At 42.1% G+C, this 21,762-nt stretch carries 27 protein-coding genes and 2 pseudogenes; all 29 read right to left on the bottom strand.

The genetic code is table 11. The annotated features are described in order from the left end of the window. On the bottom strand, nucleotides 1-756 hold a 756-nt coding region (locus L2764_RS07060; RefSeq protein WP_248939521.1), incomplete at its 3' end, for a hypothetical protein. A 4-nt stretch (nucleotides 757-760) separates the two neighbouring features. After that, complete coding sequence (locus tag L2764_RS07055; protein ID WP_248939520.1) at nucleotides 761-1,138, bottom strand: hypothetical protein; 378 nt, start codon at nucleotides 1,136-1,138, stop codon at nucleotides 761-763. A gap of 89 nt (nucleotides 1,139-1,227) precedes the next feature. After that, nucleotides 1,228-3,345: a coiled-coil domain-containing protein gene (locus L2764_RS07050; RefSeq protein WP_248939519.1), complete on the bottom strand. Its 2,118-nt coding sequence runs from the start codon at nucleotides 3,343-3,345 to the stop codon at nucleotides 1,228-1,230. Further along, the gene (locus tag L2764_RS07045; protein WP_248939518.1) at nucleotides 3,338-3,652 is read right to left on the bottom strand and encodes a phage tail assembly protein T; all 315 of its coding nucleotides are present in this window, start codon (nucleotides 3,650-3,652) and stop codon (nucleotides 3,338-3,340) included. The genes L2764_RS07050 and L2764_RS07045 overlap by 8 nt, the downstream gene beginning before the upstream one ends. Then, nucleotides 3,649-4,071 carry a phage minor tail protein domain-containing protein gene (locus L2764_RS07040; protein WP_248939517.1) on the bottom strand — a complete coding sequence of 141 codons (423 nt, stop codon included), beginning with the start codon at nucleotides 4,069-4,071 and terminating at the stop codon, nucleotides 3,649-3,651. The genes L2764_RS07045 and L2764_RS07040 overlap by 4 nt, the downstream gene beginning before the upstream one ends. Nucleotides 4,072-4,073: 2 nt before the next feature. Next, on the bottom strand, nucleotides 4,074-4,547 hold the full coding sequence (locus tag L2764_RS07035; protein ID WP_248939516.1) for a phage tail tube protein: 474 nt from the start codon (nucleotides 4,545-4,547) through the stop codon (nucleotides 4,074-4,076). Further along, complete coding sequence (gpU, locus tag L2764_RS07030; protein WP_248939515.1) at nucleotides 4,547-4,966, bottom strand: phage tail terminator protein; 420 nt, start codon at nucleotides 4,964-4,966, stop codon at nucleotides 4,547-4,549. The genes L2764_RS07035 and gpU overlap by 1 nt, the downstream gene beginning before the upstream one ends. Further along, nucleotides 4,966-5,583 (bottom strand): phage tail protein, encoded by a 618-nt coding sequence (locus L2764_RS07025; protein ID WP_248939514.1) that lies wholly within the window; start codon nucleotides 5,581-5,583, stop codon nucleotides 4,966-4,968. The genes gpU and L2764_RS07025 overlap by 1 nt, the downstream gene beginning before the upstream one ends. Beyond that, nucleotides 5,580-5,858 carry a hypothetical protein gene (locus L2764_RS07020; RefSeq protein ID WP_248939513.1) on the bottom strand — a complete coding sequence of 93 codons (279 nt, stop codon included), beginning with the start codon at nucleotides 5,856-5,858 and terminating at the stop codon, nucleotides 5,580-5,582. The genes L2764_RS07025 and L2764_RS07020 overlap by 4 nt, the downstream gene beginning before the upstream one ends. Before the next feature lie 6 nt (nucleotides 5,859-5,864). Beyond that, nucleotides 5,865-6,119, bottom strand: a complete 255-nt coding sequence (locus L2764_RS07015) for a hypothetical protein (protein WP_248939512.1) — start codon at nucleotides 6,117-6,119, stop codon at nucleotides 5,865-5,867. A gap of 64 nt (nucleotides 6,120-6,183) precedes the next feature. Beyond that, complete coding sequence (locus L2764_RS07010; RefSeq protein ID WP_248939511.1) at nucleotides 6,184-8,040, bottom strand: phage major capsid protein; 1,857 nt, start codon at nucleotides 8,038-8,040, stop codon at nucleotides 6,184-6,186. Continuing rightward, nucleotides 8,018-9,481, bottom strand: coding sequence for a phage portal protein (locus L2764_RS07005; RefSeq protein ID WP_248939510.1), 1,464 nt, complete (start codon nucleotides 9,479-9,481; stop codon nucleotides 8,018-8,020). The genes L2764_RS07010 and L2764_RS07005 overlap by 23 nt, the downstream gene beginning before the upstream one ends. Next, nucleotides 9,478-9,996, bottom strand: a complete 519-nt coding sequence (locus tag L2764_RS07000) for a hypothetical protein (protein WP_248939509.1) — start codon at nucleotides 9,994-9,996, stop codon at nucleotides 9,478-9,480. Before L2764_RS07000 ends, L2764_RS07005 begins: the two co-directional genes overlap by 4 nt. Continuing rightward, entirely contained in the window at nucleotides 9,993-12,017 is a 2,025-nt protein-coding gene (locus L2764_RS06995) for a terminase gpA endonuclease subunit (protein WP_248939508.1), read from the bottom strand. The genes L2764_RS07000 and L2764_RS06995 overlap by 4 nt, the downstream gene beginning before the upstream one ends. Continuing rightward, complete coding sequence (locus L2764_RS06990; RefSeq protein WP_248939507.1) at nucleotides 11,938-12,501, bottom strand: terminase small subunit; 564 nt, start codon at nucleotides 12,499-12,501, stop codon at nucleotides 11,938-11,940. The genes L2764_RS06995 and L2764_RS06990 overlap by 80 nt, the downstream gene beginning before the upstream one ends. A 262-nt stretch (nucleotides 12,502-12,763) precedes the next feature. After that, entirely contained in the window at nucleotides 12,764-13,135 is a 372-nt protein-coding gene (locus L2764_RS06985) for a beta-sandwich lipoprotein (protein WP_248939506.1), read from the bottom strand. 27 nt (nucleotides 13,136-13,162) lie between these two features. Next, nucleotides 13,163-13,417, bottom strand: a complete 255-nt coding sequence (locus L2764_RS06980; RefSeq protein WP_248939505.1) for an HP1 family phage holin — start codon at nucleotides 13,415-13,417, stop codon at nucleotides 13,163-13,165. Continuing rightward, nucleotides 13,414-13,641 (bottom strand): Rz1-like lysis system protein LysC, encoded by a 228-nt coding sequence (gene lysC / locus L2764_RS28170; protein ID WP_376708387.1) that lies wholly within the window; start codon nucleotides 13,639-13,641, stop codon nucleotides 13,414-13,416. Before lysC ends, L2764_RS06980 begins: the two co-directional genes overlap by 4 nt. Next, nucleotides 13,562-13,999 carry a hypothetical protein gene (locus tag L2764_RS06975; RefSeq protein WP_248939504.1) on the bottom strand — a complete coding sequence of 146 codons (438 nt, stop codon included), beginning with the start codon at nucleotides 13,997-13,999 and terminating at the stop codon, nucleotides 13,562-13,564. Before L2764_RS06975 ends, lysC begins: the two co-directional genes overlap by 80 nt. Beyond that, the gene (locus L2764_RS06970) at nucleotides 13,983-14,471 is read right to left on the bottom strand and encodes a lysozyme (RefSeq protein WP_248939503.1); all 489 of its coding nucleotides are present in this window, start codon (nucleotides 14,469-14,471) and stop codon (nucleotides 13,983-13,985) included. Before L2764_RS06970 ends, L2764_RS06975 begins: the two co-directional genes overlap by 17 nt. A gap of 4 nt (nucleotides 14,472-14,475) precedes the next feature. Continuing rightward, complete coding sequence (locus tag L2764_RS06965; RefSeq protein ID WP_248939502.1) at nucleotides 14,476-15,522, bottom strand: DNA-methyltransferase; 1,047 nt, start codon at nucleotides 15,520-15,522, stop codon at nucleotides 14,476-14,478. Nucleotides 15,523-16,194: 672 nt separating this feature from the next. Continuing rightward, nucleotides 16,195-16,665: a hypothetical protein gene (locus L2764_RS06960; RefSeq protein WP_248939501.1), complete on the bottom strand. Its 471-nt coding sequence runs from the start codon at nucleotides 16,663-16,665 to the stop codon at nucleotides 16,195-16,197. A gap of 696 nt (nucleotides 16,666-17,361) precedes the next feature. Next, a complete protein-coding gene (locus L2764_RS06955) occupies nucleotides 17,362-17,973 on the bottom strand; it encodes a hypothetical protein (RefSeq protein WP_248939500.1) in 612 nt (203 codons plus the stop codon). Between the two features lie 115 nt (nucleotides 17,974-18,088). Then, nucleotides 18,089-18,781, bottom strand: a pseudogene (locus L2764_RS06950) (IS3 family transposase); the annotation flags it as partial. 62 nt (nucleotides 18,782-18,843) lie between these two features. Then, nucleotides 18,844-19,536 (bottom strand): annotated as a pseudogene (locus tag L2764_RS06945) (IS6 family transposase). A gap of 24 nt (nucleotides 19,537-19,560) precedes the next feature. Beyond that, nucleotides 19,561-19,953, bottom strand: coding sequence for a hypothetical protein (locus L2764_RS06940; RefSeq protein ID WP_248939499.1), 393 nt, complete (start codon nucleotides 19,951-19,953; stop codon nucleotides 19,561-19,563). A gap of 32 nt (nucleotides 19,954-19,985) precedes the next feature. Further along, a complete protein-coding gene (locus L2764_RS06935) occupies nucleotides 19,986-20,393 on the bottom strand; it encodes a hypothetical protein (protein ID WP_248939498.1) in 408 nt (135 codons plus the stop codon). Nucleotides 20,394-20,758: 365 nt separating this feature from the next. Then, complete coding sequence (locus tag L2764_RS06930) at nucleotides 20,759-21,421, bottom strand: hypothetical protein (RefSeq protein WP_248939497.1); 663 nt, start codon at nucleotides 21,419-21,421, stop codon at nucleotides 20,759-20,761. A gap of 18 nt (nucleotides 21,422-21,439) precedes the next feature. Next, complete coding sequence (locus L2764_RS06925; protein WP_248939525.1) at nucleotides 21,440-21,760, bottom strand: hypothetical protein; 321 nt, start codon at nucleotides 21,758-21,760, stop codon at nucleotides 21,440-21,442. Nucleotides 21,761-21,762 lie beyond the last annotated feature (2 nt).

Here is a 21,762-nt window from a genome sequence, read left to right as displayed (position 1 = left end):
TGCTGAGAGTGAATCGAGTGGTGATCTCTCAGCTGATAATTTATTTGCATCACAGGTGATCTCAATACGCATTAACGGATAGTCAGGTGAATAGAGCACGATTGTTTGTATGCCTGCGCTAATGTCCACTTGCTGCTGTATATGCCCGCCGTGAGTAATAATTCTTTTATCACTTCCACTCGAGCTGTACTCTGTTTTGTTAATCCCTTCTATGATCCAATCGTAGGCCGTATATTCACCTAAGCTCGCGCCATTTTGCATGTAAGCAATGCGGTAAAACTTATCTGGATCAGCATTAATTACCTTTACATCTAACACAAATTCATTCATTAAATCATGTGCAGCTGATTCAATACCATTACGCACCATTTTTTTTAAAGGGTAGCCAGCACCTGAATTACGCTCTAAACGTCCAAGGCTTTTAATTTTAGAAACGGGATCATTAGTCGATTTTTGCCAGTTAGACCCATTCCAGCCATAGACCCCATTATTTTCAATTGTATCGGCCCATACTTCTGCTAACCCTTCTGCAGAAGGTGCGCCAGATGCATTCAATTCAGATAAGGTTGCAAAAGGTTTTCGTCCTTGAACTAAGGAATTTAGGCTGTCCATTTTATCTTTTATAGACTTAGAAATGGTGTCTTTAGTGATCCCATTAACAGAAACGGTTTCCCAATCATCACCTGATAGGATTTTATCTAAAATATTAATATTTACTTGTAATTCTGAAACTAAGTTAAAAAAATTCACGGCCATTCAATTACTCCTGATAACTTCTGATAGCAACACTCACCCCATGAATTAACTCTTCAGATGTATAAGGGGATAAGATGGCATTTGCAGTTTGATCTTCGCTCAATATAGGCAACTCTTTCATTTTCAATTTTGCTTTATAAATCCATTTATCCCCTTTTCGCTTAACATCTTCCAAAGGATGAGAAAGAAATTGTGTATCAACCTCTTTAATGCCTAATGGTGTTTTGATGTTTAATTTAAACTCTGCAACTCCTCCATTTAAAGCATGCTCCACCCAACCTATAAAAACTGCTGCCTGCTCATCACTCAACCTCCATTGAACCGACACTTCATAAGGCACATTTCGGAAGCGCCTTCTAACTCTCTTTCTACCTGATGCCATGTCAGTCACTAAAAAATTATTCTGTCGTTTAATACCATTTGAAGTGAAATGTGGACTGGGTAAAGTCGCGGGGTATGAATAACTCATATTTAATAACCTTTTCTTTCAACGCCTAATATTTGCTGATTTGCTTGAGCCATCGGACCGTCGCTATTCATGTCTTTTAAGTAAATATCAATTACTTGCTGTTCATCCACATAAGACTTCTCGACACTAGTACCTGCAGGTGCTTCATGGACATTAACTATGACCCCACCGCCACCTAGACGCTTCAAATTGCTGTTGGATGTGATTTGACCACCTGCACCAGGGGTGAAAACTTCGGCACCACGTTCGCCGACAATATAGCTACTACCCGCATTAACGCCGCCGCCTAACTCTTTAAAACCAGCGATGGATTGCCCTAGAACCATGCCCGCTGAAATACCAGACATAATCCTTATACTCGTTGCCATACCTGCACCAGCAATAGGACCTAATCCCACAGGAGGCATGGAAAGAGCAGCCATGGCAGCGACTTCTCCTTGGATCATTATCTGTTTAGCCGCTAGTACTTGCTGAAATAAAAACGCCGCTTTTTGAATAGCCGAACCTTCTTTGGCGCTATCAGCGATTAATCCTGCTGTTTGCGATGCTACTTGTGTTTTTATCCCCAATAACTGCTTATCAAAACGCGCTTCAGTATCAACCCGCTCCTTTGCTATCTTTTCAGCAGACCTTTTTTCTCTATCTTCTTTACGCTTAAGAGCATCTATTTCTCTTTGTTCTTTTTGATTCTGGCGCTCGATTAATGCCTGTTGTTCTTCTTCAAAAAACGCTTTATTACGCTGAGAATATTCATCACGTAAAGCGGCTAAATTGTCATAACCAAGTCGCTTTAACTCCGCTTCTGACACTTGTAAAGTGTCGATATCAGCTAAACGCTGCTCATGTTGAAGAATGAGTTGTTCACGCTCATTGGCATACTGCATGTCAAACGCAGCCAAACGCGCGACTCCCATCGCTTCTAAGTCAGCTTGGCTTTTTCCTGGGGAAATCGTTTTAGATACTTGGCTACTGCCTAGGGCGACTTCGGGAGATTTAACTGGTTTACCATCGAGCTCGGCCATTTTCCCTTGATATTCGCCCAGTTCGGTGCGGATCTCATCATATTCTGCTTTAAGGGACGCTAAGTTTGCTTCTTTATCTGTATTCCCTAATAACGCATCGATAAACCCAACACCACCATATTTGGGGCCGTTAGCTATTTTGTCCTCTAGGGCTGTTATTTCATCCTTTAACTCGACCATTTCTTCATGAGCATCATGAATACGGTTTTGCAGTAAATTACGGCGACCCGATGAGAATATATCGGCAAGGTATTTCGCCGCGTCACCAAGTCCGTCAACAAAAGGGGTAATAGCTTCACGCACCAAGGCATTAAAAGAGCCTTTCATGTCGTCTACGTCTTGGCCATACTCTTTGAATTTGGTTATTTCAGAGCTTGTCATGGTGATATTTAAGCTTTTGAAACGCTGATCCATTTCTTTGAGCTTGGCACCATTGTTGGCGAGCAGCGGGGTGAGCATTGAGGCATCATTGGCAATGCTTTCTAGGTAAAAAACTTGCTCTTTAGCGCTGGTATTGGTGTCATCCATGGCTTTTTTAACCGCGACCAGTACATCTGGCCCAGATAACTTTGACAGTGCTTCTGCCGTTAAATCGACTTTTGGGGCAATATTTTTAAAAAAATCGGCAAATTCACCGCCACCAGTTGCAATGAAATCTCCGAGTTTATCGTTGACATCTTTGGATATATCTGCCGCTTTATCGGCACTGATATTATATCCAGCCGTAGCATAGGATAGGGATTGCAACTTATCTGTGGCGATCCCCGAACGGTAAGATAACGACTCTAACTCACGTGCCAGTGGCACTTGGGCATCAGCAATGGATTTTATGGCTGCAACACCTACCACGGCGACCAAGGCGATAGCCCCTATACCTGTGGCCACGGAGGTTAATCCCGCCGCCATCAGGCGGGAGCCTGCCGACACACTGCCCGCACTGGAAGCAAAACTACGACTAAAATCAGTATTTTCGCGAGCGGCATTACTAGCTTCGCGACCATAGCCCCGTAATAAATACTTAGCACTTTCAATATCACGACTAAACTTTGCCGACTCAGAGTTTAAACGGATGGTTAGATCTGCAATTCTATTACTCAAGTCTTACTCCTCCCGTGCTATCTCCGAGTTGCATCAACTCATCGTCAGAGCGTTCAGCTTGTGGCTCATGCTGATAAAATTGTTGTGGCGTAAACCTTTCATCAGGTTTTAAATTTACATTCCAAACAGAACTGGCAATCATCCCCATTCGCCAATTATCGTTTTCCACACGAAAGCCTTTGTTAGCAAAATATTTTTGCCAATCTAAATATTCAGTGGACGACATTTGATAGAGCATTTGACGGGGAGATGGTTGATTTAATTCATGAGCCAACATTAAGGTAAACTCTTGCTCTGTTTGGATCATTCGTTTGGGCTTGCTTCCTCCTCATCGACTTCATTTTCTGGATCAGGCTCATTATTAGGGAGAGATAAACCCGATAGTATGGCCGTTTTATCATGTAATAATTGAATACTAACGCGGTTAAAGTTGGCTAGTAGTTCTTGATGAAGATCGGAAATGGCTATTTCTGGATAACTCAGCTTCAGTCCGTAAGCGGCAAGGCGAGAATGCGCATCCACATTCACCTTTTGCCAAGCGAGATTATATGCTCGTATTCCTTTTTCGTCTTTTTCATCCGGCTCAATTGGTTGTTCAATATCACTTAAATATTGCTGGTATGCTTGATAATCTAAAGCCGATAGCTCATGAAGCGTCAGCGTTTTATCTGAAATTCTGACATCTATGCTATTTAACATAGGAGAAAATATACTTTCTTTTTTCATCATTAACCTATTAATGTTTCTGCATATTTTGGCATGGCACAATTTTTAATTTTAATCGTACGCTGCATTTTTTCTTTAATGGCAATTGTCTTACCTAGACTATTGATATAGCCATACCACACATCAACACCACCGTTCGGATATTTAGCCCTGTACCAGGTTTTTGTCCCTGCCTCTACATCGCGAAAAAGCTGCTTCTGTGTATCATCACCTGGCATCCATGCAATGGTAATTTGTGTTTCACCTCCCGATTTTTGACCTGGGGATGTTTCACTCCAATCAGCGGTTGGACTATCAAGATAATCATCCTCATCGTCCTCAATTGTTAATTCACCAGGTTGAAAGTCCTTTACTTTCCCAATGGTGAGCCATTCAGTATCTTCTTTAAAATCACTAATACTGCCAATGTCAGAGCCCTCTTTTAAACGGCTAAAATAGGTGCCTGCGCCTTTTGTCGGGACTGTTTCAGTAGACATTAATCATCCTCCCAATTTATTGTAAAAGTTAAATCAAGAGTGCCCCACGGCTGGACATCATCGCGCGTATACGCGAAACCTAGCCGGTGACATTCTGACAAAGTATTTTGTACTGTATAATTTCGATGGATAACTTGGTTAATTTTTTCTGCTATCGCATCTAGAGTGGGCTCTAAATCGTTTGTCGCATGTTCGAAAATCTCAACATGTAACGTTGCAGTCCACTCCTCATTTTCAAAATCCTGTCCCGTTGTTTCCCCCACATCAAGATATACAGCAACAGCAGGAAGCTCACTTTCAGTATCGGCATCACCGACATCAATCACGGCCGGATAGCCATTGAACCAAGCCTTAATATCAGATATTTCCGTACTTAAATCATTGATAACACTTTGGCGTATCTGGTTATGCTGTGACACTAAGACCTCCTTTTTAAGATCAGTCTTAATTGGTTATTCAGATTTGCTTTTAATTCTTTTGGCATATCAAAGGCTAATAAACGTTGGCTGTGAGTTTGAAAAGCTGTGGTTATTGGCTTAACCAATGGTAATGCGACAACCTCAATAGGATAACGAGGATCATTCGATCGCTGCATGATGTGCCAACGGCCATTACTTAACTTCTGTAAAAAAGCATTTTTAAAAGTATAACGACCGACTTTGATCGATGTATTACCGCTATATTGACGTTGACTATAGCGCCCTCTTTTATCGCGCTGTACAGCAGAAACCAAATTCTGCCCGCGTTTGCGTACAACTTGCGTTCTCGCAGCACCAATCGCTATTGCTGGGATTTTTCCACGATGTAACTTAATATAAGAAACTGGCTTACGCGCCGTCGCTTTTACATGCTTAACACGAGTACGTACCAGCTTTTGCGTCACTTTTAACTCATTAGCTGTATCTTTCACTGAACGGCTAATTATTCGCTGACTAACTCTATTTAGTGACTGACTTGTTGCCTTGGGGACTGCGGTTTTACTGACGCGATTTAAATTATTAATCGCTTGTGCCAGCTCCTTATCGATATAACTCATAATATGAGCCGTGTAATGCTATTACTTCGCTCAATATCATTAATAGCAAAACTCTTATTATCACGAAGCCGTACTAAGCGATCTCCTTTTTTAACTGCAGGTAAAATAGATGAGGCACATTCAAATGAATATGCGCTCCCCCCCATGGATCCAAACTCATGATGACTTCGAGCAAGATAGCCTTCACAATCGACACCATTCACTTGTACTTTATCTTTAAAGTCAGAGAAGAAAACACCGGTTAAATCGGCGTTAAGTTGGTCTTGAAAGCTCATTGTCCTTTACTCTCCCTCGTCTTCCTCGTCTTCTTCATCAAAATATGCATCTAATTCATCTTTAGCTTCAGTAGGGTCTTTAATCTCTACCGAAATTTTTGCTTTGTCATCGGCGCGTTTTGCCTGTTTGTTGGCAATGAGATCACGGGCTTCAGCTTTGTCCACTTCTACAATCGACGGCTTAGCGTTTTTATCGGTACCCGTCATAGGAAAAACAGCGGTACCTTTAATCATCACGCCGGATAAGATTTGTACTTTCATAAAATAATTCCATAAAAAAGGCGCAGTGAAGCGCCTATATGATTAGTAATGGTTATTGATAACGTTAAGCGACCTTGCCATAGGCGAATGCAGCTCCATGGCGAATAGCTACGTCGGCATCTTGAAACACTCGCAATACCGTGCCACCACTAGCCGCTTTGGTTGACTTATCAACAGTTAAGTCGAGTGCGCCCCACATGCCTACTAACGCCTGGCTAAAATCACCATGTAACATGGCTTGCTGCTCAAGTTGGGTAGACACCACTCCAGGATAACCATTGACTTGATCGCCATCCCACAAATACTTGGCGGTACCTGTCGATTTTTCTGTTGTTTTCAATGTACCGCGTAATGATGGACGCATAGCGTAGGCCATAGTTGAAGCCAAGGCATTAGACTCGGCGACAGCAGTTTCAAATGCGACAATCGTCGCCCAATCCCAACCTTCTACTGGAATAGGGATAGCGTGGACTCCGGTATGATTTTTAATACCTAAAGGCTCATTATTTAAGCCCGTCCCCAAGAATACGGCTTTATCAACCCCCAAACCTATACCGCGTAACATTTCATCGCGCACTAATAAATCAATATCAGGGGTGGATTGCTGCATCAAACGGCGGGTGATAGGTACTGCGCCAGCAATGGTTTTAGGTGACATCTTGATGATCCCTAAACTGACATTGGAATCGGTTCCGTCTTCATCTTCATCAATCCAGTAAAATGATGCACCGTTTGCCATCTTAGGGATATCAACATTACCCACAAGCCCTGTGGCAAAACGCACCCCAAGACCTGCTGCTATCGAGTTAGGACGCAATAAATCAATGAATTGACTACTCCATAAATCGGTAGCAACTAACTCCCCACCGACACCCGCACCCGTTGATTGAGGAGCGGCACGCTTACCCAATTGTGACAAGACTTCGTAATTAACATAAAAGCCACGGGCGTCTTTACCCATTTTATCGGCTAAAGCAACTGACACTTCACGCTCTAGGCCTGCCTTATCCCATTTACCCGTGATACTAGCGCGAACGGCACTGATCAAACTGTATTGGCGTACATCTTTATCTGATAAGCCAAGGGCCATATCAGTGCCGATTGGTTTGACTTTTTTATCCCGTACCGACTTTAAAACCAATTGACGAAATTGATCGACGCGGTGATTTGATTTAACCGCCTCCTCCGCTTCTCTTGCCATACCAAACTGTCCACCCATTGTCATAATCTCTTGGCAACGCTCGGTTTCTTGTTGGCGAATAGCATCGGTATTAACAGGTTTAGCGGGTGTAACAGGTTTTGGGATCTGTTGCTCTGAGCGTTCTTGCTCGTCACCCTTTGGCACTACATTTTCATCTTTAGCCATGTTGCTTTCTCTTAGTTCAATGTTAAAAGTGGGGGCGTCTTTATCTTCATCGCTGCGACCTAGGCCGACATTGGTATCGGCTGGTACAGACACTGACGATATTTCGTAAGGTTGCCACTTAGTGGCTCGATACCAGTCGAGACCGTTTTCATCACGTTTGACGTGAATTATCTCCAACACGCTATAGCCGACGCTGATATGTGGACGGATATTGTCCCGCATGTCTTCCCAAAGCTCTTCGCCACGGGCGCTTTTAGATAATTTAATAACGGCGCGACCTTTGGTGCCATCAATCCATGCTTTTTCTATGGCGCCGCGTTGGTCCATTCTTTGGTGATCCATTAAAAATGCACCACGGTCTTGCAGGCGGGATAAGTCGCATTCACCAGCCCCATGGCCGAGTATTTCCATGCCGAACCAACGCTCGACAGGAGTTTCGCTAGAAAAACTAAGCTCTACAGTGCGCTCTTCTTCATTGATGGACTCGCGAGTGAAGGTTAAGGTGCGGAATTGCTTGCCTATTTGTAGCTGTTTATTCTGTTTCTTTGTCGTCATCCTTATTGCCTTTTGATTGAGTGGGACCGCGTAACTTGCGCACCTCAGCCATTCTCTGCTCAAAATCGAGTAATTCTTGCATCACGGTTTCGGGATCTTCGCCTCGCTCGCGGATAATTTGGTATTGTGATTTGGTTAGGTTGTTAAGAGCCTCAGTATTGGCCTTTTCGTCCTTTAGTGGGTCCACCCAATCCCAGCGGCGGCCTTGAAATTTATGTGTATCTAATCGTTCAAAGGCTGAGAAATTCAGCCCTTTAATAGCACCACTAAGCAGTGCCATGCGAAGCCATTTTGATTTAATGCGATCACATAACTCTTGGCGCATCCAGCGCTGCCTTTTCTTCCAACTGTCTCTATCTTCGAGTACGAATTGGCGCAAGCTGGAAAAGCTCACCCCTTCTGCATCATTGCCTAGCGCGTTATAACTCACATCTAACCCTGATGCTGCACCACGTTTACCTTCTTTCATGAAGTCAGCAAAATTATCACCGCTGCGATTAAAATTAAGCTCTTTAATGCTATAGCCAGGAGGTACGACCAATGACATACCCGGTTCCACTTCTTCGATAAAATCAGGTTCGTCGGCATTTTCGTCGGGTTCGACTTCAGGATCGAGTTCATACGCCACCATTTTTGAGGCCGCTATTCTTGCGCCCGTTAACTCAGCTTCTCTGTATCCATAAAGGTGATGCATTTCAAGAAGTGACGCATGAGCCCACGGAATACCTCTGCACTGACCGACACGTAAGGGTAAAAAAGCGAGTAACATTTCAGAAGCGGGTACGCGCTCATAACGGGTGTTCCCGTAAAAATACACCCTATCGCCAGGATGATGCGTTAACACATGATACGCTTGAGGCTTGCCCCATTCGTCTAGCTCTACCCCCATGCGAATACGCCGGCCTTCTTTTAACTCTCGATTGTAATTAATGTCTAAATGCGCCGAATCAAGCAACTGCACAGCGAACCCATATTGATTGGGGTAGCCATCGATGAATCTCACTAATATTTCGCCGTCTTCCGCGACGGTACGGATAAACAAGGTTTGAATGTCTTGCCAACTGTATTGACCTGTGACGTCACACGCGCCCTTTTTACACCAGTTGAGAAAATGTGCTTCGATTAACTCATTAGCTCTCTTATCATCCTCTTTGCCAGTGTTCTTTTTAGCTTTACTTTGAAAGTTAAACCCTTCGGGGCCGACTATGTGGGTTTCACACATGTTGAGAAATTTAACAACATAACTGTCATCATTACCGGCCCGCCTTGACTGCGCTTTGATAACGGCTAGATCACGGCGTAACTCTTCATTAATACTGAGTGACATTCCACCAATGCGGGGGCCTGTTAACCCTTGTTTCGCTAGCGCAAAACGTTTATGGCTATTTTGGGCTTTTCGTACCTTATGTGTTTTATCTGTTGGCTCACTTTTTTCATTCATTCAGGTAGCCTCGCCAATACGCGTTTGATACGAAAACCTGAGCCATTTTCACGACTAAATTTTAATATGTAGCTACGGCGTAATTTGTGTAGTTCCATGATCGGGATGCGGTCGAGTGAGCGGCCATCTATGCTATAACGCTCATGATCTGAAAGTATTCGCCCCTCAAGCACGGTATTAATGGCATCTAACATCCTCTTGGCATGACTGCGAGGATCGTACTCTGCTTGCACTTGGGTAAAATCGGGCTCAATCTCTAATTGACCGCTTTCGATTACGTGTTTTTCATCACCCTTGCTGGCATACAATCGCCAATCATAATGCCCTGCTATCCACGTAGCCGTGGTGCTTGCGGTTGCTATGAATGTTACTTGTCCATTTTCAGCGCTTGCAGCTATCGCTATGGCACTTTGTCCCCTTAAAATATATTCAAATTGCCATGTACCATCGGCGAGATCATGTTCAAACGTCCAATTAAGTGACGTTCCAGCACTTATTTTTTTAAGTTCATTCATTTTCGGTACCGGCTTACGAAACCATCGCGTTTACGGGGCTTTCGCTTACGTTTAGTGGGTGTTTTTTTACGGGGAACCTGTGATTCATCTACTTGAATATCAACCTGTGGTTTTTCATCTTCATTATTACCTTTAGACTCATCTTCTACTTGAGGCGTTTTTTTACGATCAATCCTGAGCATACGTGCGCACATATATTGCATCCCTTCACAATCTAGGTAATCGTTACGTTTGGCTACTTGACTCCATTTGCCCGTTTCTTCATTAAATTCTTCGGCAACGATGTGCTTGCAATATTCTTCGGTAATATCAGACGGAATGAGCCAGTCGCCCTCTTTACCTTGGGGCCAACGCACGCGGCCATGTACCCAAGCTTTGGCAATCATGGTGTCAAAGTCCCAACGTTTATCGCCGTGCTTTCTCGTTTTACCTTTATTATCGACCTCTAACTTGACCATTCGAAAGGGTTTGGGCAGTCGCTCAAACCCCATTAATGCTCTCACTCGCCCCTTGAATCGTCGCACGAACGCGAACACCTCATCGGTGCGATAACCCGCATCCACACCCATCAACTTAATTTGTTGGCCGTCCCATTCTTGCTCTAAAAACTCGGCGAGTTCGTTCCAGACCTCGGGCTTATCTGTATCTCCCCAAAGCTCGCCCCATTCGATTAATCGACTCGACATGCCCGCTCGCCAGGCGCGAATAACATAATAGAGGCGGTTTTTTTGCACATCGACGGTACATACAAGCGAATCAAAACCTTCTGGCACTTGCCCTGATTGATAATCAGATCGGAGGCTGTAAACTTCTTCCCATTGCGGCGCGTCACCGGCTATGGCGTAAATTTCACCAAACCCTGTGTTATAAACGGATAGTAGACTGTTAGGATTGCCCGTTTGCTGTGCTTCGAGTAACTTTCGTGCTAGAAAACCATAGCTTTTTTTGGCCGAAAAACTGCATAGGCCACTAACCCAAATACTAAAATGGTTATTATCTTCAATTGGATGTATCGCTGAATGAAACGGGCGGATAAGCTCTTTACTTCCCTGAGAAAAAATAACGCCTCCGTCACTGTAACTTGAAACAGATTGACCAGGAGCGAGCCCTACCCCCTTGGCATTCATGGCTTGTCGGTGTTTATTATCGATTTGATCGCCGCACACAGGGCAAACTAATCGCGCTAACTTAACGGATTGTGCTGGCGTACATTCTTCTTCGGTACCTTTACCAGGCCACCAAAGTAATTCGCTCCGTGGGATAAAGTATTCATCACAGTGCGGACAGGGAACCGCCCATTCATGGCGGGTGCCTTTTTCCCATTGCAACCAGATAGGGGATGATACTTTTTCTCGCCCCGAGGGTGTCCAATGTGTCACCCCTGTTTCTGAATGTACAAACGATGAAACTAATCCGTGAGTTGGTGTACTCGTTAGCCCTAACTTTGAATCTGTGTAGGCATCGCCGCGCGCTTCGGCAATCTCCGCAAGATCGCCTTCACCCGTTGCGTTTTCATCTGGTCTGTCTAACTCATCAACCAAGGTGATCACGGCAGAATCACTCGCCAATTCAGTTGCAGAGCCCGCCCACGCAAAACGTAAAGAGACACCGGCTATGCGTTTCTTATGCTTGGTTGATTTTTTATCGTACTTAACCCAAAGGCTCTTGGCTTCTTTAAACATCTCCACCATTTTGGGCTCAACAACATTGTTTATGTTCGATTCTGTTGGTCCCACATAAATAATCGGCGCCGGATCATCATCCAATTTCCAGCCCATCACATTCTGCATAGTTGCAGATTTACCCATCTGCGTACCCATCACAAAAGTGATACGTGTATAAAGCGGTGATGTAAATGCATCACAAACGGGCAGCATATAAGGTGTAGTATTGGTATCGAAAGGACCAGGGATCGGAGAGCCTGGTGGCATCACTCGATTTTCAGTCGCCCACTTCGCCGCATTCCTCATCGGTTTCGCATTCAACATTGCTGCGCTGTTCTGCAAGATACTCGTCAACAAAATTGTAGATCCTGTCAGCGGTGGCAGAGCGGATGCGGCGGCATTCGATGTCGATTCTATTTTTACATTGCGCAGGATCATCTATTCCAGCCACCTCGGGCGCGAGTCTAGCCCCTAATCCATTGAGTTCCGATGCATATAGGCTCGATATTGCATACATAAACTGACCTAAATCCTCTAAATCAATCACTTTCTCCTCAGCTTTCTTAGCGTCAACATCTGCCTTACGCCGTTTAGCCATGGTTAAAAGTAGATCTTCACCGTCCTTAGTGCCTTCGATGGGACCATTTTCAGCTTGCAGATCACCTATCTGTTTACTTACTTCTCTTTCTGTCAACCAATCAACAGCCTCTTTTGTATTAATTGAGATCGCTTTACCTCTACCCCCGCCCCCACTTGTAGGCATCCCTTGTGTAATAAGATCCCCGACATGCTTAGGTGATTTCTCTAAAATATCAGCGAGGCCATTTCGATTAACGTCCATAAAACTCCTCAGTAAGAAAGGACAAATTAAAAAAAGGTTCAAAGTGAAAACATTAAAAACTCCTTTCTTTTGGTACCAAGTCCTTTCTTTTTAAAATAGATAGTCATTTGATCTAAAAATATTTTCTAGCTAAGTCCTTTCTTTTTCGAGAAAGAAGAAAGGACCTCTTTTTCAACCCTAAAACGTCATAAATCCGGCGAGTGTTGGCCCCGTGGAGTACTCAGGTCCCAGAAGGACCCGCACCACTAGTCCTCGCTATTGTTCAAGTTTTTACATCGATATCAGGAAGTATCACAGAAGGTTTAAATATTACTTTGTATCGATATGAGCTAACGTTTAATGAGTCAAGTTGTTCTGCAAAATATGTCACATTGTCTGACAGCCCAAGATAATGTTTTTTGTACTCGTTATCACCAGTCTTACACGTTACTGATATTTTGGCTGGTGTCGGTTCAATGGAGCATTTACCCTCAACAGTTAACATATAAGTATCTGTTATGCCGTTATAAAACACTATACGTCTATCGACTTGAAACATGTCCGATGCAGTTGACAGATTCTTTGACGCTATTTGTGCATCTGTGCAGCCGAACATTAGAAACACCACAGAAATAACCATTAATATTTTTTTCACACTCTTCTCCTTACTTACCCCACAAAACTATCCATTTTTCAGTTGTTGTTCGAGTAGCTGAACTTCTAAATCATGTTGCTCTTTATCACGCTTATCTCGCTCTTCATCACGCTTATCCTGTCGGACTCGGTACATCCAATTGATAGCAAATGTCAGCACAGCCAATCCGATACTTGCAGCTAATATCCAATCATTGGTTGTTAATACACTACCTGCTGCTGTCGATACTGATGCACTATATGCAGCGGTGCTTATAGCTTTTTGAATAGTTGGCTCACTCATCGTTTACTCTCTACCCAATGGGTTAAACGTTGCCAATCAGCATTACATCCTTGAAATTTGGCGATTAATATCAATGTGTACTCAGCTAATTCAGCGTTGGTTTGTGCTGAGTAATCAGGGGTTAAACAATTGCTTAGCATATTGTCAGGGGGGAACACATACTCTGTCTTGCTTACTGTCACTGTGCGTACAACTGGCGGCTTGCTTGAGCAACTGAGTAACATCATTAGGCACAGCAGTATTAGCCCATTTTTGAATAGTTTCATTATGCTTTACCATCTGATTTAATTTGGATTTAGCAACGACTAGCTGATTGTTAATTCGTTCTTTGTCTATCGCATTCTGTTTGTTGAGTGCCGCCGACAAATCCAATTCAAGCATCAATTTATGCTGCTCAGCTTCTTGTGTAGCAACAACATTGGACAATACATCTAAATCAACAATCAGTGATGTTCTCTGTACTTCTAATGATTCAATGTTTGCCTGAGCTGTATCTAATTGCAGTTGCCTCATGAGTCCGAACGCCACAGCTCCGGCCAAGGCAAACATTAAAATAACGGTTTTATTAAATGGGTTCGGCATCAATCCCCCTTAAGCAAAGTTGCCTTTCAGACTCGCGACGATTGATTAAACCATTGAGCTTGCGGCCATCTGCATACACCCAACGAATCAGCTCATGACATGCGCCCACTCTATCACCGGCTAACAACTTCTTTCTCAGAGTTGAATCAGCAAACGCTTGATGACCCACGTTATAGATAAAACTCAAGTAAGCACCGTGTTCGCTATTACTTAATTCAATTGATGAAGTTAACTTCATCAACTGATAGTTATGTTGGCTTAAATCAGTTGCTAGCTGTTCTAAGCACTCTTTCTCTGTAAATGTCTGATTATCTTTGAGCTCTGCCCCCGTATGACCGTAACAGCTAGTCAAAACGCCAACGGGATCAGAATAAGAACTAAGCACTTGACCTTCATGCTCAGCAATTAATGCACCACCACCCGCGACGCTAGCCGCAAAGCCAAACATCATCAACTTTCTAGAAATGTTCATATAGTTATTCACTGGTTAGTGATTTAAGTGTTTGATTAAAAATATCGCTATCCATCTCAACCCCAACAAATCCACAGCCCAATTCACTGCATGCTTTTGCTGTGCTGCCAGAGCCCATGAAAGGATCGAAAACAACCATTCCCATACGAGCACTTGAACTAATGATGTGCTTCATCAATTTCAAAGGCTTTTCACAAGGGTGTTTACCTGGATAAAATTGAACTGAATCGAAGTCCCACACATCTGTGTAGGGAACATCTTTAGTCACGCTAAATGGCCTGCGTAAACTCTCATATTGTTGACGTAAACCATCATAATCACGCCTTAACTCTATATAAGAGCGGTGCAATACATCGTATTCAGTCGTTAACTCTTTATGGCTTTTATTTAAAGTCCCTGCTTTTTCAACGAACAACCGCTGTAATGCAAGATACTGAGCCTCTGTTGGTAACTTCCATTGAGAGGAACTAAACCAATGGCTACACATCTGAGTGTTAGTTGCCTCATTCACTTGTTTACTTTGAATACCGGCTTTCGCCTTTGCATCACGAAAGTAAGCAATAAGCGGTTCGAACACAGCCCCTTTCAACTCACTGCATTTATCTGAATAGCCAGAGTTACCTTTGGCAAATCCTTGCGCACCATAATGTTCAGCAAAAATTATCCGCTCTGTTTGAGAAGCAAACTTTCTCAACCCTTCTTTACGGTGCTTACGATGAACGCCGTTCTTTTTTCGCCAAACGATATGATTTAACACATTAAAACGACCATCAATTAACACTTCTACTTTTGCAGCTAGCCGCTCTGAACAAAACAAATATAAGCTGCCAGCAGGCTTTAATACTCGCCACATTTCAAACAATATAGAGTCCAACCAAGCTAAAAAATCGGCTTCATCATCCCACTGATTGTCCCAGGCATCTTTTTTCACTTTGAAGTAAGGAGGGTCCGTTGCAATCAAATCAACTGAGTTATCATCCATCCTCTTTAATACATTCAAACAGTCATCGTTATATAGCGTAAATCCGTTTTCTATTGTTATTTTTGTCATTGCTTATCCCTAAAACAAAATACTGGGTGGCTTTGTTAATGGCATAAAAAAACCCGCACGAGGCGGGCAAGGAATGCGATGTCAATTTAAACGGCTCAGTTAAATACAACAACTTCGAGCTTATAAATATCCTAGCGTTTTTTGAGTAAAAAAAACGGTCATATGTGACCGTTTTACGGTAAAAACTGACCAAAAACCCCATTTTTAGGTTCAGACGGCCTTTAAAATCCCTTTTTTTACATTAAAAAGGGTCACTCAACTGACACCCCTCTATGTTTCCTCACTCTTGATTGGTTAAAAAACACACTACCATTGCATACTTCTCAGAGACTGATGCAACGATCACCACTCTAGCCCATGCTGTATATGGGTTTGGTATGGAGAGCAAATTCAATGAGATCTTAGGAATGTCTTAAAAAAATATACTTTTGAAAGCTTCAACTGATTATTGGCACGAAATACAAAAGTGGTAAAAACCACCACTTACTAACATTCAATTTTTTGCTGATTATTGGTGAGAAAACTTGTATTTTTGAGGGTTAAAGCACGGACTTCAGCTGAGTGCCAAAGCCACGTGGCGTACTTTCATTATTATGGTGAATCGGGGTGGAAATTAGGAAATTATTAGCTTGCTTAACATTGTGCGATAAGGTCGCGGCCTATCGTTATGAGTTATATTTTGTCACTATACTTTAAAACAACTTTTAGGAAATCCGTTGGTTTAACAATCCGTAGCTCAAACTTTTCAAATATAGTAGGCGAATGTTTATATATGCCCTTGTCTGATGTTACGAAACAACCTCCGTACTTATGGGCTTCAAATACATGGAAGCAATCAGCTTCTCTTTTTATAGGATGTCCATTACCAGCAATTATCTCTGTTATTTCTGCCAATTGTGCCTTTTCTTGACTCGTGAGATTTAACTTAACCGTTTTTCTAGAACTTACTGCTAGATGCTTTTTTTGTTCTGATGAATTCGGGTGTTTCATCTCTGCTTCTACAGAGTGCATAACCATTATTTTCTTTTTGTTCTTACGTAAAAGTTGCTGAACTTGATCAGAAGCAATTATGTCTTCTTCGCTACCTGAGTCAAAAGCACAGGAGTCAAAGAAGACGAAATTGTCGTAGGGATTAAAATCCACTTTGGTCTCCAAAAAATAAACGCGCACTTAAAGCGCTTGTTAAAGGGCATTTATACATAGCTAGTGTTCTGGTCTAATCCCATCTTTTCAAAAATATAAAAAGTACGATCACTCAGTGCTAAAAAAAAATAGAAAACAACAAGCCTCTGCCATTAGGCGTTCAATAAACAAGCAAGAATAATTTAATTTTGGTGCCCAAGTTATTTTTTAGTACAAACGAGGATTTTTTATTACGCTTCGCTTAATGAAGATTCTAAGTTTCCACTCCTTCTTGGAATAAGGAGTGGGAACTCGCGACTGCAGCCTCACCGCAGGTGATAAATGTAGATACACTCTTGATTGATGTCTATACCCGTGAGACTTCAAGCTGCAGGATTCAGTTGGAATGAAAAGTCTTTTAGACAAGGTCATTAATTGCTCCTGCATAAATGACATTTCCATCATCCTTGATCGTCAGCTGAACATCGAGCCTAGTCATTCTAAGTTGGTGTTTAATAACACAGTATAAAAGGCCTTGCTTTTACATATAAAGAGGCCAACCCTTTGGGAGTGTGTAAAAGCGCCTACTTCTGCGTTGTATCACCTTAAAAGGCAATAAGCATTTTGGCAATAATACGCCTTGAATTAGGCACTTTTACGCACTCTGAAAACATGCATCTTGAAGTATCACGGGTATAAATGACTAACGAACGATTCTTATTCCTCAAAACTCTCCATGAATACATCAAAAGGCTCAAAATCAAAATAATTTGTATGTTCTAAATCCCACCAAGCAAATGATTCGCTGTTCACTCCAAAATCAATTTCTTTATGTATTTCGCCAACTCTTTCCCTGACTCCATTAGGAATTTTATCCTCTAAATAATCTTCATCATTCATAATGGCTGTAGCAGCAAAAAAACAAACCATGGGATTTTCAGATAAATACTGGTTAGTTAACAAGGTGTCATCGATATTTTCGTTGTTGTTAAAAGCCGTTGATGACAACAGAATATGTTGAGCTTGACGCCTAATAGAACTAGCAACTTCGATCTCGTTTTCAGTCTTTTCTTCTTTTAAAACAGATGAAAGTAATAGTTTTTGAGCGTACTCGGCTACCTCAGGATCAGGATTAATGCCACAGGATAAAGCATGAAGCATCTCAATTGAATCTTGGTCATTGTTTTTTGCTTTTGAAAAAATCGCGTCAATATGTAGCTTTGATACATCTAAATTATCAACAAGAACGGTATTGAGATTATCTTCAACCCCTTTATTAGCGATATCCGATGAATAAAGAGGTGTTGAATCAGTAATGGCAGATGGCATGAAAAACCTTTTCATTTTTTATAAAAATAAAAAATACAGCTTCCATTAAAGTAAATCTTCCAAAAAAACAAAAAATTTCTAAAAAAAAAACATAAACATTGATAAATTGTACTGGTCAACCCAAATTGGACACTTTTAGTTGAGAATATTCAAACTCTACCGGTGACAGATCACCATTAGCAGAATGCAGCCGCTCTAAGTTGTAGTATTTCATATAGGCAGCCACATCTATCTTCATAAACTCTCTTGTTGGTTGATTAACTTTAAAAAGCCAATCATGTTTCAGACTACCAAAGAAACGCTCTACGACTGCATTATCCCAACACGCGCCCACATCCCCCATGCTGGCACGGATCCCATAACTCGATAACAGCCTACCGAATTGCTTACTGGTATACTGTGAGCCTCTGTCACTGTGAAATACTAGGCCTTTAGGCGGTTGCCGAAGATTGTAAGCTTTCATTAATGCCTTAGATATCAAGTCTGTCGTCATGCGTTTATCTATATGCCATCCCACTATTCGACGTGAATATAAATCCATCACTACAGCTAAATACATCCAGCTTTCACCCGTTTTCAAATAAGTCACGTCACCCGCCCAAACCTGATTAGTAGAAGTTGGATTAAAGTTCATGTTTAGCAGGTTATCAGCAACGCTATCGTTGTGTTTTCGCTTTGTTGTCACCTTATAAGCTTGCCGTTGAGTAACCTTGAGTCGTAAACGTCCCATGATTTTACGAACTAAATAGCGGCCAACTTGATAGCCTTCTTTGCGTAATCGCTTCACCATTTCACGGTTCCCTAGGCGGTTCTGTCGCAAAACCAGATAACGTCGCTATAAATGAAGCGTGTACTATCCTTCAGCTACAACTATCCCGCTAAAGAGTAAAACTGCTCCCATGGGGTCATGTTGCGATCCGTTTTCATTTGTCCCAGCTTAATCATTGACCAAAGCTCTACACCTGCTAATGTTGCTTCAGCCCCAATCCAAGACTGCCATCCTAAGCATTGATGCATTTTTCCTTTCACTTTTCGGTGACTTTACTCCACTATATTATTGAGATATTTAATTTCAAGTACCTCAATCATCAATAACATGCATCCCATTAACCACAACCGAATATTAAGGGCATCAAGTGCAGCGATATTGGCCCCACTTTTATCAATGACAACCCGATGTGGTAGTCCATTATGATTAATCGCTTTGTTGAGAAACCTCAGTGCAGCGGCTTCATCGCGCTTCTCACTCAAATAAAAATCAATTACTGCGCCAAATTTATCAACAGCTCGATAATAGTAAACCCATTGGCCTTTAATTTTGATGTAGGTCTCATCCATCCGCCAAGTACCAGATACTTTCCGTTTTTTTCTTCGAAAAATGACTTCGAGTTGCGGAGCATATTTGATAACCCAACGGTTCAGGGTTGAGTGATCAAAATGAATATTACGTTCAGCAAAGATCTCCTCAATTTCTCGATAACTGAGTTTATAGGCCAAGTAGTAACGCAGTGCCTGCATGATAATCGCAGAAGGGTAATGTCGGCCTGAAAAATTGAGTGTCATAAATGTAAGCATAAAAAGTGATGTTTAGATCATAAAGCATTTAGGATATTTGCGACAGAACCAATAAACGAACGTAGGCGTCATGGCCGAATCATCATGAATGAAAAGCAAACCACAAGCTGCCGTACAAATGGCTAAAAACAAGCCCATGACTGCAGCAACAAAGTTGCTCATTAGATGTTTGTTCATATCTGACATTCGCCGTTGTTCTGTGATTGTCATTTTCTTACTTTCAGTCAATGAAGCAAAGCTTCTTAACGTAGGTGCTAATTGCAGAGAAAGTAAGCAGAAAAGAGCTGTTAATCCCCATATCCCTTCTCTAATCGAACAACTTAGCCAATCAAAAATCAAGGCAAAAATACCGCTAAACACACATAGGTGCACCCAAAACCGACACTCCCAACTTAACCTTTGCATATACCATCCCTTGTATCTATGGCTCAAATTAATCAGGCCGCTGAAACGAAATACTGCTGATAACGCCCCTTTAACTCGGGTGGCAGGCTCTCTAACGCACTTAAACTACAACCTGCAGCAAGCAAGTCACGTAAAATGCTATTGATCGCTTCTTCCCTGCAAAACTGCACTTTAAAAGAGCGGCCTTTTATCTTTTGCTCAATCTTTTGCAAATACCGATTTAAATCATACGTGTAACGCATGGTGTGTTTTGCTTTCTTAATGGTATCAAAATCATCAATAAAGCTGAGCGTCACTAGCACCGAATCATCCGTTCTTTTAATCGATGAGTCTACGTAGCCTTTTTCAAATAACGCATCACTCAAATCGCTTGGCTGAACACCTTTTGATAAATAAGTCGCAACCAATTTGGCTTTTAACTCATTAATGTTTTTTCTCATTTTTAATCGTCCTTTTTTAACTTTGATGAGGTGGCATACAGACAAGCATCGCGCCAGATTGAAAACATATTGTTAGTCTCAACGGCTAATTTTTAAAAAAGCTCGCCGCCACATCGTGTTTCGTATAAACACGAGTCATAGTTGAATTTAATGTGACTCGGAATAAAATATTTCTTCTCGAATCCCTGTTTTATCAATTCAAACTCCAACATAGGCTTCCTCCCTCTACCCACACAATTCCAATTGTTCTGATATGTTTTTAATCACTTGTTTAGCTTTCGGGTGACTGAGTTTGCACTCTTTCATCAACTGCCTAACCTTGATACTACCAATATCAATCAGAGTGTTGTTTTCACTAAAGGCAGCTAATTCATTATCTTGACTAAGTGTTCCTGTGCTGTTGCTGCTCGTTGTATCTGCGTTCCTGCCTGTTCCTTCTGTATCTCCTTTTGCAAGAGAATAACTCTTGCATGAAAGAAAGCTGATATGGCAAAACAGGCAATAATCACAAGTTCGGTCAACACGCTGACACAGATTGCCCACTGCGTTAATGAGCTACCACTTTCACCAGGTGAATATAATGCATTCCGCTGCTCTGTTATTTTATTGATTGGTGATTCAGTTGCAGACACCACACCGTGCTCTGCAACAGCTTTTAAATAAGCTTCTTCTTGCTTATTCAAGCTATCGAGTTTGTTTTGATCTAACACGCTGAGCTTATCAGCAACTGCATAATCCATCGTATAATGCATGGCAAATATGCTTGCACCGGATAAACATAATAAAAGCCCACTGGCGATCAACGTCACAAACCAATTGACGCTATTTTTAATAAAAAAAGTTAATAGCGGTTTGACGCACTCAAACAGCACTACCAGTGACACCATTGCAATAACAACAATAACGGGCAAACCTTCAGATAATTGACGCATAGCATGATAAGACAGCGCCGCCTGTGCTGATAAAATGAGGCCACCCAGCACTAATGCTGAGATAAAAAACACTTGATATTGCTTTAACTCATTCATTCGATAATGTCCCTATTATTAAATTAGCAGCTCACCTTCCGCCCTTCTGAGCCAATACATGTAAGATTTTTCCGAATCAAACCCGACTAGGGCCCAATTCTTTTTGCAGATGTAGCGAACGCGCAAAGCGCGGCGGCAATCTTGGCTTAAGTGCTCAATTTGTTGGTCATATTGATAAACATGATCGGGTACTTTCTGTTCGACACTTGCACTACTTTCAATTCGAATTTCACCGAGCTTGTCACAGGCACTGCGGCTACCATAGCCGCCGCCGTACTCTTGCCCACGCCAATAGCGGCCCCATATTGTTAATTCACTACGTAATGTTTTGATACTCATTT

It is taken from the genome of Shewanella surugensis (assembly GCF_023284005.1).
GTDB lineage: Bacteria > Pseudomonadota > Gammaproteobacteria > Enterobacterales > Shewanellaceae > Shewanella > Shewanella surugensis.
This window is presented reverse-complemented; position numbering and strand designations above follow the sequence as displayed.